This window comes from Sulfitobacter dubius (genome assembly GCF_027214245.1).
GTDB classification, from domain to species: Bacteria; Pseudomonadota; Alphaproteobacteria; order Rhodobacterales; family Rhodobacteraceae; genus Sulfitobacter; species Sulfitobacter dubius_A.
Genome location: NZ_JAPWHM010000002.1, coordinates 63,049 through 78,255, shown reverse-complemented (window position 1 = coordinate 78,255; position 15,207 = coordinate 63,049). Strand labels below are relative to the sequence as shown.

The 15,207-nt window shown below is 62.6% G+C and carries 14 protein-coding genes; 5 read left to right on the top strand and 9 right to left on the bottom strand.

Going from position 1 to position 15,207, the window contains the following annotated elements; translation table 11 throughout:
• The 8 genes from O4H31_RS04295 to O4H31_RS04260 are packed head-to-tail and all read right to left on the bottom strand — an operon-like array spanning position 1 to position 8,306.
• A complete protein-coding gene (locus O4H31_RS04295; RefSeq protein ID WP_269343171.1) occupies positions 1-726 on the bottom strand; it encodes an SDR family NAD(P)-dependent oxidoreductase in 726 nt (241 codons plus the stop codon).
• Positions 723-1,505, bottom strand: a complete 783-nt coding sequence (locus tag O4H31_RS04290; RefSeq protein WP_269343169.1) for a cyclase family protein — start codon at positions 1,503-1,505, stop codon at positions 723-725. Before O4H31_RS04290 ends, O4H31_RS04295 begins: the two co-directional genes overlap by 4 nt.
• Positions 1,502-2,749 (bottom strand): SDR family NAD(P)-dependent oxidoreductase, encoded by a 1,248-nt coding sequence (locus O4H31_RS04285; protein ID WP_269343167.1) that lies wholly within the window; start codon positions 2,747-2,749, stop codon positions 1,502-1,504. Before O4H31_RS04285 ends, O4H31_RS04290 begins: the two co-directional genes overlap by 4 nt.
• Positions 2,746-3,915, bottom strand: a complete 1,170-nt coding sequence (locus tag O4H31_RS04280) for a thiolase family protein (protein ID WP_269343165.1) — start codon at positions 3,913-3,915, stop codon at positions 2,746-2,748. Before O4H31_RS04280 ends, O4H31_RS04285 begins: the two co-directional genes overlap by 4 nt.
• The gene (locus O4H31_RS04275; RefSeq protein WP_269343163.1) at positions 3,912-5,537 is read right to left on the bottom strand and encodes an AMP-binding protein; all 1,626 of its coding nucleotides are present in this window, start codon (positions 5,535-5,537) and stop codon (positions 3,912-3,914) included. The genes O4H31_RS04280 and O4H31_RS04275 overlap by 4 nt, the downstream gene beginning before the upstream one ends.
• Complete coding sequence (locus O4H31_RS04270; RefSeq protein ID WP_269343161.1) at positions 5,534-6,013, bottom strand: aromatic-ring-hydroxylating dioxygenase subunit beta; 480 nt, start codon at positions 6,011-6,013, stop codon at positions 5,534-5,536. The genes O4H31_RS04275 and O4H31_RS04270 overlap by 4 nt, the downstream gene beginning before the upstream one ends.
• A complete protein-coding gene (locus O4H31_RS04265; protein ID WP_269343159.1) occupies positions 6,010-7,344 on the bottom strand; it encodes an aromatic ring-hydroxylating dioxygenase subunit alpha in 1,335 nt (444 codons plus the stop codon). Before O4H31_RS04265 ends, O4H31_RS04270 begins: the two co-directional genes overlap by 4 nt.
• 11 nt (positions 7,345-7,355) lie before the next feature.
• Positions 7,356-8,306, bottom strand: coding sequence for a PDR/VanB family oxidoreductase (locus tag O4H31_RS04260; RefSeq protein ID WP_269343157.1), 951 nt, complete (start codon positions 8,304-8,306; stop codon positions 7,356-7,358).
• Between the two features lie 137 nt (positions 8,307-8,443).
• Here O4H31_RS04260 and O4H31_RS04255 point away from each other — a divergent pair, with 137 nt between their 5' ends.
• The 5 genes from O4H31_RS04255 (at position 8,444) to O4H31_RS04235 (ending at position 13,102) form a co-directional block, all read left to right on the top strand.
• Positions 8,444-8,938, top strand: coding sequence for a MarR family winged helix-turn-helix transcriptional regulator (locus tag O4H31_RS04255; RefSeq protein ID WP_269343155.1), 495 nt, complete (start codon positions 8,444-8,446; stop codon positions 8,936-8,938).
• A 137-nt stretch (positions 8,939-9,075) separates the two neighbouring features.
• On the top strand, positions 9,076-10,095 hold the full coding sequence (locus O4H31_RS04250; protein WP_269343153.1) for a TRAP transporter substrate-binding protein: 1,020 nt from the start codon (positions 9,076-9,078) through the stop codon (positions 10,093-10,095).
• Positions 10,096-10,152: 57 nt separating this feature from the next.
• Positions 10,153-10,656: a TRAP transporter small permease gene (locus O4H31_RS04245; protein ID WP_269343150.1), complete on the top strand. Its 504-nt coding sequence runs from the start codon at positions 10,153-10,155 to the stop codon at positions 10,654-10,656.
• On the top strand, positions 10,653-11,966 hold the full coding sequence (locus tag O4H31_RS04240; RefSeq protein WP_269343148.1) for a TRAP transporter large permease: 1,314 nt from the start codon (positions 10,653-10,655) through the stop codon (positions 11,964-11,966). Before O4H31_RS04245 ends, O4H31_RS04240 begins: the two co-directional genes overlap by 4 nt.
• 83 nt (positions 11,967-12,049) lie before the next feature.
• Positions 12,050-13,102: a M42 family metallopeptidase gene (locus O4H31_RS04235; RefSeq protein ID WP_269343146.1), complete on the top strand. Its 1,053-nt coding sequence runs from the start codon at positions 12,050-12,052 to the stop codon at positions 13,100-13,102.
• A 27-nt stretch (positions 13,103-13,129) separates the two neighbouring features.
• Here the strand turns inward: O4H31_RS04235 and O4H31_RS04230 are convergent, their stop codons facing one another.
• On the bottom strand, positions 13,130-15,097 hold the full coding sequence (locus O4H31_RS04230; protein ID WP_269343144.1) for a sensor histidine kinase: 1,968 nt from the start codon (positions 15,095-15,097) through the stop codon (positions 13,130-13,132).
• Between the last annotated feature and the right edge of the window lie 110 nt (positions 15,098-15,207).

Below are 15,207 nucleotides of genomic sequence, written 5' to 3'. Positions count from 1 at the left end.
TCAGAGCGTCAGCGTCCCGATGCTCGACCCGCCACAGACGAAAAGCGTCTGGCCAGTGACGAAACTATTGGCCGGATCGCAGAAGAACAGGAAGGCATTGGTCACGTCCTCCACCTGCCCCAAACGTCCCACCGGGATGCGTTTGGCCAATTCCGCCTCGCGTTCGCTTTTTTTGGGGATGATGCCCCAAAAGTTGTCCGTTTGCACCGGGCCGGGGGCCACGACGTTGACGGTGATCCCATGCGGCGCGAGCTCCAGCGCCCATGTGCGCGCCATGCCGATCATCCCCGCTTTCGACGCCGAATAGGCGGTGCGCGTGGGCGCGCCCAAGGCGGCGCGCGAGGCGTTGAACATCACCCGGCCAAAGCCGCGTTCTTTCATGGCGGGCATGAAGGCTTGCAGCAGCGTCAGGGCCGAACCGAGGTGCAGTTGCGCAAGGCGGGTTATGTCTTCGGGTTTCGCCTCTTCGATCAGGTTGGGCCAGATCAGCCCGGCGTTATGCACCAGATGGGTCACCTCATGGCGCGCGGCGATATCGGCGGCAACGGCGGCGACGGAGGCGGGATCGAGCAGGTCGGCTTCGATATGCTCACATCCTTCCGCCTCCCATTCCGGCTTGCCCCGCGCGATTGAGATCACCCGATAGCCGCGCTCCAGCAGCCGCTGCGCCAGATCGGCACCGATGCCCTTGCTGCCCCCGGTGATGACGGCGGTGTAACTGGTCATGGTCTCTCTCCCGGTATTAGCGCCAGCACCCGCAATGGGCTGCCGGTCCCGCCTTTGATCTTGAGCGGCGGTGCGATCAGCATGGCCCCCGTGGGCGGCAATTGGTCGAGGTTGCACAGACATTGCAGCCCGTATTTGCCCGCCCCATGCAGCAGGTAATGCGCCGGAAAGGGCGGGTCGTAATGCATCCCCTGCCCCGCGTCGGTGCCGACGGTCTCGGTGCCAAAGCCGCGAATGCTGCGCTCTAGCAGCAGTTCGATAGCGGCGGGTGTGGGGCCGGGCGAATGGGCGCCATCCTCGCGCATGTTGAGGTAATCCGCGCCGCTACGCTTTGACCAGTCGGTGCGCATCAACACCCAAACGTTTGCCGGGATCGTGCCATGCTTGGCTTCCCAATCGCGGATGATCTCGGGCGTCAGTTCAAAGTCGTCGTCCTGTCCTGCGCCGTCGGAGCAGTCGATCACCACGACCGGACCGATGAAGGCCTCTGCCGGGATTTCGTCCACCGCGCCATGGGCCACGTCCTTGCCCGAGATCCAGTGAATCGGCGCATCGAAATGGGTGCCGGTGTGTTCGTTCAGCGTGAGGTTATGCCACTTCCACGCCGGGCCGCGATGGTCATAGGCCGAGACCTCCTCCATCCGAAACCGCGCGCATTGGCCGAACTCGGGTGGCAGCACGATGACGGGGAAATCGGGATCAAGGCGGTGGGTCAGATCGACGACCCGTGCCGCGCCGCTGGCCAGTGCTTCAGCCAGTGTCGCGATTGCATCGCTCATGCGCCGCTCCCCCGCGTTTCGCGTTCCATCAAAGCCGGATCGTCCAGCCAGCGGGCCAGCGCATCTTTGGCCACGTCACCGCAGGCGACCTCTTCCAACCCGTCGACCAACCCGCGCAGCACCGTCCGCGCCAACGTGCGGGGGGCGACTTTGGGCGGCGGCAGGGGTTGGCGCCATTCGTCATCGACGGGGCCGGTGTAGACATTCATCACCCGCAGGCCGGACCCGGCAAACTCCGCCCGCATCGTCTGGCTGAGCGAACGCGCCGCTGCCTGGGAGGCATCGAAGCCGCCAAACCCTGCCTCGGGCGTCAAGGCCCCCGCCGACAGGATGTTCACCCACGCCACTGCCGAATTCACACCATCCGCCGTGCGCGACGCCATTGCCGGGCCAAAGCCCTGCGCCAGTCGCATCAGACCCAGCACATTGGTCTCCATCCCCTCGCGGGCAAAGATCGTATCGCTGCCCAGCACCCCACCCGGGCGGATGAACTGTGCAGAGTTGATCAGAATATCGACCTTGCCGCCAATCTCTGCCGCGAGGCGCGAGACCGAGGTGGTATCGGTCACGTCGAGCGGCATGAGGCTGACGTTCTCCATCCCCTCGAAGGCCGCGCGGCCTTCCCACCGGCGCCAATGTTCCGGCTCGCCCAGAAAGACCTGCGCCGCGCCAGCTTTCAAGAGCGCTTGGGTGAGCCGCAGGGCCAAAGGGGAGCGGGCATCGGTGATTAACACCCGCCGGTGTTTAGGGTCGCTCGACATTGCGCGCAGCATCGGATCGTCTTGCATAAATTCGCTTTCCTCTCGCGGCAGGGCCACCATGACCCCCTGCCCGGCCCGGTCCAATTTAAGCGCCAGACAGACATGATCCCCACGCCCGACATCGCCGTGCAGATGGCAGACTGCAACGGGCCCCGCAGTGAGTTGCACCGTGCCGATGCGCCAAGACAGCCGCTCGCGAAAATACGGGTCGGGCGAGACGCGAATCGTCGTTTCGGCCAATACCTCGCCCGCCGGTTCTGTCTCGCGCCACTCAAGCGCCACCGACAGACATTTGCCGCAGGCATCACGCGGTGGATATTGCACCGCGCCGCAATCCACGCAGTGCTGCAGGGCGAATTGCCCCCGCCCCGCGACAATCGCGAGCCCAAGCGCCGCGCGGGATCGTTGGGCAGGCGGCAGGGTCGGCACCGTGCTGCGCTTTTGCGGGTTCTTCTTTTGAGGCGGCATCAATGGTTCGGTCATGCCCCGCCTCCTTCGATGATCGCCGCCGCCGAACAGACCCCCCGGTCATAGTTGATCATGCCAAAGCCCGAGACCAGCGCGCGCCGGGCGTTTGCCACCTGTGTGCCTTCGGCCTGCCCCGTCACCTGCCGGATCGCTTCGACCAGCCCCAGATAGCCACCCGCAGCCCCCGCTTGGCCCACCGACAATTGCCCACCCGAGGTGTTGTGCGGGAAGTCGCCGTTGATCGTGAGATCACGCTGTCGGGCAAAGGCGGCCCCCTCCCCCTTGGCGCAAAATCCGAGGTCTTCGAACTGCATCATCGAGATCACCGGGTAGTCGTCATAGGTCTGCAACAGGTCGACACCCTCGGGGCCATGACCCGCCATCTCGTAGAGCTCCCCAATATCCATGCCCCAGCCGCCGCGCAGTTGCATCGGATCTTCGGGATAGGCGTTGTGTCGTTCGATCGTGCCGCTGATCTGGGCGAAGGGCAGGTCGCGGCGCAGGGCCTCGTCCTCGCGCATGACCAAAAACGCCTCGGCCCCGGCGCAGGGCATGACGCAGTCGAACAGCGCGATGGGGTCTGAGATCATCCGGGCGTCCATATACTGCGCCAAGGTTAGCGGAGTCTTCATTAAAGCCGCAGGATAGTTCAGCGCATTTATGCGTTGCGACACCGCAATATGGCCAAAATCCTCGCGCGCGGCGCTAAATTCTTGCATGTAGCGGTCCATCAGCAGCGCAAAACTGGCGTTGGGGCCGCCGAACCCATAGGGAAAGGTTGCGTCCATCGAAAAGCGCGAAAAGCCGCTGAGCAGGGTGCGAAAACTGTCGATCCGGTTCGCGTCGCCCGCGACGCAGGCGACCACATCCACGTCGCCTGCCTGCACCGCCCGCGCGGCGCGGCGCAGGGCAATCACCCCACTGGCCCCGCCCGTGGGCACGGTATCAAGCCAACGTGGACTAAGCCCCAGATGCTGGGTCAGCCCGACCGGGGTGTCGGGCGCGAGCGAGAAGCTGGAGACTGAGAACCCGTCCAGCTCGCCCGGCGCGATCCCGGCCTTGCCCAGCATCGCGCGCAGGGCACGGGCGATCCACCAATGCGCAGTCTCGTTGCTGTAGCGCGCATAGGGCACCGAGGTGGGCACCGCGAGGACGACGCCGTCATAGCCCTGACGCCTCATGCCGCCGTCCGTTTCTTCATCCCGCGCAGGTCTTGCGTGGCAGGGTCGGCGAGCAGGTCGGCGGCCAGCGTTTTCAGCACCCCGCGTTGGAGTTTCTGCGTCGCCGTCAGCGGCAGCGCCTCTACAAAGGCGATGAAACCGGGCGCTTTGTAATAGGCAAGCTGGGTGAGGCACCATTCGGTGATTTCACGGGCCAAGACGGCAGGGTCAGCGCCCGCGTCCTTCGGCACGATACAGGCGAAAACCTCATCCCCGCGCACCGCGTCGGGCACGGCGGCGACGGCGGCGCTGGCCACGGCGGGGTGGCGCATCAGGGTCGATTCCACCTCCACCGCCGCGATGTTTTCGCCCGAGCGGCGGATCACGTTTTTCTTACGGTCGACGAAAAACATCGCGCCATCCGGCGCGCGGCGCACGATGTCGCCGGTGTGGAACCAACCCTCCGCCCAAGCCTCATCCGTGGCTTCGGCATTTTTGAAATAGCCCGCGAAGAACCCGCGCCGCGGGTCGGCACCGGCGCGGCGCACCAGCAACTCGCCTTGATTGGCCTCTTGCCCGGCTTCGTCGAGCAGCCGGACCTCCAGCCCCCCTTCGGGCGCGCCGAGGCAGCTTTCACCCACGCGCCGCGGTTCGCGGTTGGCGCAGATCACGGCCCCCGCGCCGGTTTCGGTCATGGCCCAAGCCTCGACCAGCGGAAAACCGAAACGCGCCTCGAAGGCGGCGTGCAGTTTCGGGTCCACCCCCGCGCCAAAGCCAAAGCGCACGGCATGGTCGCGGTCGGCTTTGCTTTCCTCGGCCCCCATCAGCATGGATGGCATGACACCAAGATAGTGCAGGCAGGTCGCCCCCGAGGCGCGGACCGAGGCCCACCAGCTGCGAGGATGGAAGCGGTCGAGCGCAGTCAGGCAGCCGCCCACGGCGATCATCGCCATGAAGGAATAAGCCATCGCGTTCATGTGGAAGATCGGCAAGGGCGTGATCATGCGCTCGCCGTCCTGCGACAGGGCGCAGAGTCCGCCCGTGCCTGCGTACCAGCGTCCGGCGTCGAGGAAATAGGTGTTGGTCAGAATGCAGCCTTTGGGCTGGCCCGTGGTGCCGGAGGTGTAGAGAAGTGCGGCTTCCGCGTTCTCCGCGCCGCCATTACGCGCCGCGATGGCCGTGAACGTGACAGGCGATGGGAGAGGATCGCCCGGTGCAATCACCGGCATGTCGCGCCCCGCCTGCCGCGCCGCTGCGCGCAGGTCATCGCCGCGTGCAGGGATCGCTACCGCCAAGACCGGCTCGGCGTGGTCGATCATATAGCTGAGCTCCCCCGCCCGCAGGTCGGGGTTCACCGGCACGACCGACAGGCCCAAGCCGTTCAGCGCCAGCCACCATAGGAAAAACGCCGGGCGGTTCTCCATCAGTAGCATGACCCGCTGGCCGGGAAGGTAGCCCGCCGCCGCGATGTTCTCACGCAAAGCCGCAACCTCACGCGCGGCTGCGGCATAGCTCACCTCTCCCGCCGCGATGCCGTAGATTTCCGCCGTTTCTGGCAGGACATTAAGAAAGGCGCGGTTGGGCTGCCGCACGGCGGTGTCCTGAAAGGCCGCATAGACCGTCTCAATCTCTGGCGCGATCATGGCAGCAACTGAATGTTGCGAAAGGCTGCATCGCAATTGACGATATCGACCCGTTTGTTGGCGATACGCAGACGCCCCTCGACCAGCGCCAACTCATGCCGCGCGGTAACGGCGAGCAGTTGCTGCTCATCAAGCCGCGTCTCGACGTAGTGCATGAAGGTCGTCGTGACGAAACGCCCCGCCTTCATGTCCATCTCATCCACGAAAGGCCGCTGGATCACATGATGGCAACGGCTTCTGGGCTTTTGACTGAAGGTTCGTGCGCCGTTGAGCCGTTCGACGCGCAATTTTAGCATGAACATATCCTCATACATCAACGACGTTTCGTTGATCGGATCGGTCTGTTGATAGTCCAGCGGCATCCAGTAATGCCCGTCCGCCAGCCATAGGTTCAGCCATTCGGTATAGCGCCCCTCGTCCAACATGCGCACTTCGTCATAGATGAAGTCGATCAGGGTTTCGCGCGTCACACTCATTCCGCTGGCTCCGTCTGTTGGCCCATGGTCATGAACTTGACCCAAGCGTGAAATTGGTTGCGCATCTGGCGTTCGGTGGTGCCGTTTTCGACTGCTTCGACCTCGAAATCCTCGTCCTCTTTGATCAGCCGTTGGATGTTCACCCATTCCAGCCCGTCGACCGTCAGCCCTTCCTGCGCGCGTTCGTACATTTCCAGATCGTCATGGCCGACGATGGAAGTGGGCGCGTTGATCATGCGGTTGTACATCGCGGTGCGGGCGGTCAGCTCATCCGGGGCATCAACGAGGCGGTAGATGTAGCTTTCCACCACGGTCCGATCGGCGGCGATGGGGATGAAGACCCGCAATTGCTGGATCGGCCCCTTGATCATGATGTTGGGGAAATAGACCGTGTTGTGGCGGTTCTCATCCAAGATCGCCTTGGCTTTCTCCTCGCCATAGCTGTCACAGAGCGCTTCGAAATAGCCGGGGATGGCGGAATAATCCGAGTGGATAGAGTGGTTTACGCCCGTGTGCCCGTGGCCGTTGGGCCAAGTGCGGATGCCCATGCCTTCGAAAAATTCGTAGGGCGACATGAAGGGGGCGATGATCTCCATCGCGGGGGGTTTGGGGGCACCTTCGGGGAGGCCCAGTTCTTCGTAGAGCTTCACCGCCGTCCCAGCTGAGCTTTCGTGAGCCACCATCGGGTGGCAGGTGTCGGTCTGGTTTTCGACCAGCATCTTCCAGTTGCAATGGTGCATGTAGCGCAGCGGCGGGCCGACGACTTCGAGCCGTCCGGCGGGGGAGCGATCCACCATATTGTCGAGTGACGACAGGCTCTTGCCAAAGAACTCTTCGAAACTCATGCCCTCGTCGGCGAGCCGGGCGAAGATGAAGCCACGGTAGTTCTTCACATCGCCAACGCTGCGCATGCCCTTGCCGCTGTCGGTCTCCTCCAGCCCGGTATTTTGGTAGCCTTTTTTGAGCGGGATCGCCAAAAGGCAACCGTCGGTTTTGAAGCTCCATGCATGATAGGGGCAGCGGAAGAACTTGCCGGTGTTGCCCTGCCGGTCGATCACGATCTTGGTGCCTTTGTGGGGGCAACGGTTTAGCAGAACATGGATGTCGCCCGTCGAATGGCGCACCTGAATGACGGGCTGGGTGCCGATATGGGTGCTGAAATAATCGCCCTTGTTCGGCGTCTGGCTCTCATGGCCGACAAAAACCCAAGCATTGGCGAAAAGATGTTTCATCTCCTGCTGGAACACCTCTGGATCGGTATAGATATCGCGGTGCACCTGATGTGGCTGCACGAGGGCGGCCAGTGCCGCCGGGCTGTCGTAACGTCCCATGAGTTCCTCCCTCAGATGTCGAGCACAAGGCGCGGTGATTTGGCGCGGCTGACGCAGATTTGCATGACATTGCCTGCCGCGCGTTCCGCCTCGGATAGAACCACGTCGCGGTGATCGGGCGTGCCGCTGAGCACGTCGCATTGGCAGATGCCGCAGTCGCCGCGTTGGCAGTCGTACATGACGTCGACGCCCCCCGCCTCCAGCACGTCGATGATGGATTGGCCGGGCGGGATGGTGAAAACCTCCCCGCTTGAGGCCAACTCGACCTCAAAGGCGCTGTCGCCCTGCTGCTCTTGGGGTGCGTCGAAGAGCTCGAAATGGATGCGGTCTGCTGCGATCCCCGCCGCTTCGGCCTTGGTCTTTACCGCTTCGATCAGCCCCTTAGGGCCACAGACGTAGAGATGCGCCTCGGCACCTGCAGAGGCAATCACCGCGTCAAGGTTCAACGCGCTGTCATCGTCGTCGCAATGCAGACGCATGGCATCACCAAAGGTCGCGCGCAGGGTATCGCAATAGGCCATGAGCGGTGCGCTGCGGCCAGAGTAGTGAAAGTCGAACGCCTGACCAGCCGCTTTCAGCGTCGTCGCCATTGAGATCATCGGCGTGATGCCAATCCCCCCGGCCAACAGCACAGCAGGCGCGTCCGGGGTCAGGGCAAAATCGTTCTTTGGCGCGGCGCAGGTGATCTCTGCCCCCGGTTTCAGCCCGTGCATATGGATCGAACCGCCCTTGCCTTCCGGCTCACGCTGGACCGCGATGCGATAGGTTTCGGGGGCTTCGGGGATCGGGTCGAAAGCAATTAGGGAATAGGCACGGGTGTCGCCGTCGGGCAGGTCGAAGAGTACATGCGCGCCCGCCTCCCATGCCGGCAGCGCGTTGCCGTCTGCTGCCCCAATCTGGAATTCGTTGATGCGATCGGTCAGCGCTGTGACCTCGCGCACAATGGCGTCGATCTTCGACATGTGACATCCTCCCGTGGTAAACAATATGATTTTTCATATAGTTTCGGTCAAGGGTTTTCTTGCCAAGCGCGATTTTGCCCGCCATTTAGAGGTGCCGAGGCGCAAGGAGCCCTCTTTCCATCAAAGGCTTAACAGGTGTGACGCAGCAAAAGACCGACGCAACCTCTGACAAAGACACGGGTCAGGAGGGGGGATTCGTCTCCGATTATCTGCTCTATCTGTTAGCGGCGGCCAGCGATGTGGCGAGCGCACAGTTCCACGCGCAGGTGCGCAAGGCGGGGCTGCGCGTGCCGGAATGGCGCGTATTGGCCTGTCTGTCGGACACCGATGGCGCGATGATCACACAACTGGCCCGGCAGGCGCTGGCCGAGCAATCGCGACTCACCCGGATCATCGCCCAAATGGAGGAACGCGGCCTGCTCATCCGCCGCAGTGATCCCGCCGATGGCCGCCGGGTGCGGGTCTATCTGACCGATGCGGGCCGGGCGCTGGCCGCCGAATTGGTGCCGCAAGCGCGCCGTCATGAGGCCGCTTTGATGGAAATGCTCAAGGGCAATGAGGGCGCGCAATTGAAACCGGCGCTGAAATCCCTGCTGGCCGCCTTGGACGACACCGCGGATCAACGCCGCTGATTGCAGCCTTGCCCTGCGCGCAAAAAATGGTTCCAATCGTGCTGTAAATGTGAATACATGAAAAAGCATATACTTGGCGACACGGGTTTGGGAGAACCCCGTCAAGGCATATCGAACGGTATGGGGAGGAGCCCAAAATGACCAAATTCACCAAGTTTCTCACGACCAGTGCGCTTGCGCTCTGCACCGCGACCGGCGCTTTTGCTGCCGAGACGCTGACCATTTCCACTTGGCTGCCGCCCAGCCACCCGGTCAACACCGGCATGTTCACCCAACTAACCGACATGATGTCTGAAGCCAGCGATGGGCTGATAGAGACCGAGCTGAAAAACGGCCTTGCCCCGCCGCCCGCGCAGATGGACCTGCTGCTGGACGGTGCCGCCGATATCGCGATCCTGTTTCATGGCTACACGCCCGGTCGTTTCGTCGGCACCAAACTGGTGGAGATCCCCGGGTACGAGGGCAATGCCGAAGCCGCATCGGTCGCCCATTGGCGCGTGCATGAGGCGATGCTGGCCGAGCTGGACGAGCACCGCGGCGTGAAAGTGATCGCGCTGACGACCCATGGTCCGGGGCAGATTCACTCCAACAAAGAAGTCGCCTCGCTGGAAGACCTTCAAGGCCTGAAAACCCGCCTCGGGGGCGGTGTTTCGGCGGATGTGGGGGCAGAGCTTGGCCTCGTCGGCATTCAGGTGCCCGCGCCCAAGGTTTACGAAACCCTCGATTCCGGGGCCGCCGATGCGGTGGCCATGAACATGGGCGAGCGGATCAGCTTTAAGCTGAACGAAGTCGCCAAGAACGTCTATGAAATGCCTGGCGGTTTTTACCGTGGCTCCTTCTCGGTCATCATGAGCCAAGAGACCTTTGACAGCCTGCCCGAAGACGTGCAGCAAAAGCTCGACAGCGAAGTTTTTGGTGAGACGGCGAGCCGTATGATGGGCGCCGTCTGGGATCAAAGCGATGTCGATGCGCGTGAGGCTACGGAGGCCGCGGGCGACAACAAGATCGTCACCGCCTCCGAAGAGGATCAGGCCCGCTTTGCTGAGATGGCTGCCAAGGTGCGCGACAAGGTGATCGCCGAACTCGACGCGGCAGGCGTTGATGGTCAGGCCGCCTATGAGATGATGCGTGAGGAAATGGCGAACGCCAGCCAGTAACCCCCACCGCCAAAGGGCCGGTCGCAACAGCAATCGGCCCCCAGCCAGGGAACCGCCATGCGCTCTTTGATCCGCCTCACCACCGCGCTCTCGGCCCTGCCGATGACGATGGCCTCTGTCGCGCTTTTCGCGCTGATGGTGCTGACCTTTGCCGATGTCATCATGCGCTCGGTCTTCAACGCGCCCATTGAGGCCGCGACGGAACTGATCCGGATCGGCATCGCCTTGATCGTTTTCTCTGCCCTGCCCGTCCTGTCGGGCCGCGAGGGGCATATCGCTGCTGACCTGCTGGACCGTCCCTTTGAAAATTGGGGGCTGCAACGCTGGCGCGACGGGCTGGTAACGCTGGGATGCGGGGTGATGCTGTGGTTTCCAGCGGGGCGGGTCGTGGACCTTGCCTACCGCGCGCTCAGCTATGGCGACGTAACCGAATACCTTCAAATTCCGACCTTTTACATCGGCATGTTTATAGCGGTGATGACCTATCTCACCGCTGTTGTGCTGATCCTGCGCGGGCTTCTGCGCCTCTTTGCGCCGCAACTTCTGGACTCTGCCACATGATCGCATCTGCCATCGGCTTTGCCGCCGTTTTCGTCCTCGTCTTGCTGCGCCTGCCGATTGCCTTTGCCATGGGTCTCGTCGGGATGATCGGGCTGGTCTATGAGACCAGCTACCGCGCGTCGATCTCTATGGTGTCGCGGCTGATCATCGACACCAGCCAAGACTACGGGCTGTCGGTGATCCCGCTTTTCATCCTCATGGGGCTTTTCGTCAACAAAGGCGGCATCAGCCGCGAGCTTTACCAAGTCTCCAACGCCTTTTTAGGCCACTTCCGGGGCGGCTTGGCCATGGCCACCATCGTCGCTTGCGGGGGCTTTGCGGCGATCTGTGGCTCCTCCTTGGCCACGGCGGCGACCATGTCCAAGGTCGCCATGCCAGAGATGCGCAAATACGGCTATGCTGACAGCCTCTCGACCGCGTCTATTGCGGCTGGCGGCACGCTCGGCATCCTGATCCCGCCGTCGGTGATCCTTGTGATCTATGGGCTCCTGACCGAGACCTCTATCGGCGCGCTGTTCATCGCGGGCATCGTACCCGGCGCGCTTGGCATCCTGCTCTACCTCTGCGCGGTCCGCTTTTCCGTTGCCATGAACCCCGAGGCAGGTCCCGCTGGTCCCCGCGCCACATGGGGTGAGCGGCTGCGCGCGCTGAACCACGTCTGGTCGGTGCTGGCGCTCTTCGCGCTAGTGATTGGCGGGCTCTACGGTGTGCTTGATTTCTGGCCCATTCACCTCGCCTTCTCCCCGACCGAAGCGGCGGGTATGGGGGCTGCGGGTGCTTTCCTCATCGCTTGGGCGCGTGGCGGGCTCAGCTGGGCCGGTCTGCGTGAGGTGCTGGAGGAAACCACGCTCACCTCCGCCTCGCTTTTCTCGGTGCTGATCGGCGCGTGGATTTTCTCAAACTTCGTGAACCTCGCGGGCCTGCCCGAAGGGCTGCTGGCGACCGTCACGGCGCTGGATCTCGGGCCTTGGGTGGTCATGGGGCTGATCCTTTTGATCTACATCGCGCTTGGCTGCATTTTCGAGAGCATGTCAATGCTGCTGCTGACGGTTCCGATCTTCTTCCCACTGGTCATCAGCCTTGGGTTTGATCCGGTCTGGTTTGGCATCATCGTTGTCGTGGTGACGGAGATTAGCCTGATTACGCCACCCGTGGGTCTGAACGTCTTCGTGCTTAAGGGTGTGGTTGGCGATGTCTCGACCGGCACGATCTTTCGCGGCGTCACGCCGTTCTGGCTGGTCGACATCCTGCGCCTGATCCTGCTGCTGATCTTTCCGGCGCTGGTGCTTTTCCTACCGGGGCAGATGTAGTCCCCTGCCCTACTGCCGCGCCTGTTTGCACTTTGGCAGGCGCGGCGCGATAGTGCGGCCAAATCACCAAAGATGAGGCCAGCATGAACATCGACCTACTCAAAGACCTTTGCGAAACCCCCGGCGTTCCAGGGCGCGAACACCGCGTGCGTGACCTAATCACCCGTGAGATCGAGGGACTGTTCGACCATGTAGAGACCGACGCCATGGGTTCACTCCTCTGCCGCCGGGATGCGACAGCGGGCGATGGCAAGGCGCCCAAGATCATGCTGCTGTGCCATATGGATGAGATCGGCTTTCTGGTCAGCCATATCTCGAAAGACGGGTTTTTGTACCTTCAACCCGTCGGCGGCTTTGATCCGCGCAACCTGTTCTCGCGCCGAGTGTTGGTCTGCACAGATCAGGGCGATCTGAAAGGTGTGATGAACCCCGGCGGCAAACCCATTCACATCTCCTCCCCCGAGGACCGCAAAAAGATTCCCGAGGTTTCGGAATTCTTCGTTGATCTCGGGCTGGGCGAGAAGGCCAAGGACATCGTCAAGGTCGGTGACTTCGTGGTGATGGATGAACCCTTCCTCGAAATGGGCGATCAGTTCGTGTCCAAAGCGCTCGACAACCGGGTGGCTTGCTGGCTGGGGATCGAAGCGATCCGCAAACTGGCCGACAAGGGGCGCGGGGCGGAAATTCACGTGGCCTTCACCTGTCAGGAGGAAGTCGGCCTGCGTGGCGCGCGCACGGCAGCCTATAAGGTACAGCCCGACATCGGTCTTGGCATCGACACGACGCTGGCCTGCGACACGCCCGGCGTGCCCGAGCATCTGTCCACCACACGCCTCGGCAAAGGCTTTGGCCTGCACGTGCGTGACAGTAGCTTCATCGCCGATGTGGATCTGGTGCGCGACATCGAAAAGCTGGCCGAGGCCCGCAAAATCCCCTTTCAGCGCACCATGCTTGCTGCCGGCGGCCAAGACGGCGCAGCGGCGCAGCAAGCCGCCGCTGGCGCGCGGGCCGTGGGGATCGTGGTTGGCACGCGCTACATCCACACGGTGACGGAGATGGTCTCCAAAGATGACCTACAGGCGGCGCTGGATATCCTTGTGGCCTATCTGGAAGGCTTTGACGGTAAGACCGCCTAAAGCCCCCCCCCCGAGCGCCCCGCGCGTTCAGGGGGGGCCTGCATCATCGGGCGCTTGCGGCAGCCAGACGGTAAAGGCTGCGCCCCCCTCTTCCCGGTTGCGCACCGTGATGATCCCCCCGGCGCGCTGGATCAGCGTCTGAGAGATTGACAGGCCCAGCCCCGTCCCCTCTCCGGGTTTCGTGGTAAAAAAGGGATCGAACAGCGAGCCGAGCAAAGCCTCTGGCACCCCCGGCCCGCTGTCATGGACAGAAAGCGCGACACCGGGCACAGCGTCGCGCTCCTCAGACCTAAGATACAGATCCAACCGCCCTGCCCCCCGCATCGCCTGCACGGCATTGACCACAAGGTTCACCACGACTTGCTGAATCTCGCCCGAATCCGCGCGTACGGGCGGAACCTCTTCAAAGTCGCAGTCTACCTCAATTCCGCCCCGGCTGATCAGATGATCAACGAGCACGAGACAGTCCTGCACCAAGGGCCGCAGCGCGATATTATGTTCACAGTCGGAAAACTCAGACGGCGCGGCGAACTTCAGCAATTTGCCGACGATCACCTCGATCCGCGACAGTTGTCTGTCGATCAGCCCCAGTTCCGTGGCCACGGGCGCGGCATCCTTGCCTAGAGTCTCACGGATGACATCGACATTGCCCATGATGACCGCGACCGGATTGTTGATCTCATGGGCGACCCCGGCGGTGATTTCCCCGATGGAGGCGAGTTTTTCGCTCATCACCAACTGACGGAAGGTCTGCTCCAACTTCTCATTCGCCTCGCGCAATTCACCGGTACGCTGATCCACGCGCTGGTTCAGCTCGTCATTCCAACTGCGCAACTGCCGGTCGCGTTCTTGAACCTGCTCCAGCAACCAATCGAGGTGATGCGCCACCGCGCCGATCTCGTCTCGCGCGGGCACCGGCCCGATCCGCGCCGAAAGCTCCCCCTTGCCGACGCGATGCATGACCTTTGTCATCCGTTCAAGCGGCGAAAAGATTCCCCGTGCCAGCCACAGGAACACCGGCGCCGAGAGGGCCAGCACGGCAAAGAAGGCCGCTAGCATCCACCAGAAAGCCTCGCGCTTCGCCTGCGCAAAGGGCGCCTCAAGAAAGCCCACATAGAGCATCCCTACCCGCTCCCCGAAACTGTCGGTGATGGGCTGGTAGCCAGAGATATACCAATCGTTCACCACAAATGCCCGGTCGAGCCAAGTGCGCCCTTCGATCAATACGGCCTCCCGCACTTCGGCCGAGACGCGCGTGCCAAGGGCGCGCACATCCTCGAAGAGGCGCACATTGGTCGAGATGCGCAGATCATCGAGGAACAGCGTCGCGGTCCCCTGCCGGTCGCCGCCGGTTACCGCATTCAAATAGACCAGGTCGTTGATCGTATCGATGAAGTCGAGGTTTCGGTTCAAAAGCATTCCGCCAACCAAAACACCCTGCCTGCCGTTCAGCGCCACCGGGCTTGCCGCATGGACCACCATCCCGCGGTCTTCGACTTTCCGGTTGGTGGGCACGGCGGCGGGCGTGTCGATCAGCGGCACCTGCGCGCGCACCGCGAGCGCGTCGTTCAGAGTTGTCAGCCGTGCATTGCTAAACACGTCGATCTCCGCCCCGCTGGCCCCCCGCGCCGCGCGGGCAATCACCGGCCAATCCTCGCCTTCGTCGACAGCCGTTTCGAGGGGGAGGAAGCGCAGAAAATCCAAGCCCAACCGATCCTGTATCTTGGCAAAGAAGGCCACGCGATCTGCGGTCGACATCTCAAGCACGAGGGCAAATTCGACAGAGCCAGCGACGGCATCCAGTTCATTGCCGGTCTGCGCCAACAAACGCGCGAGATACTGGTTTGCGATCCTCAACTCGCTCTCGACATTCGCGATGAGCACTTCGTCATAGTCCGCCGTCCAACGCGACATGCCCAAAACCAGTAGCAACGGCATCAACACGATAAGCGGTGTCAGCGCGAGGATCAGCAGGCGTAGGCGAACGGAGGTCATGGGCTTTCCCGGAAAACTGAGGCCAATTTAGCCGCTGCGCCTTCAAGGGTGAAGTGTGGGGGCGTATTTTGCCCTACAAACCCCACCAGTTCAGCATTTCTACCCCGATT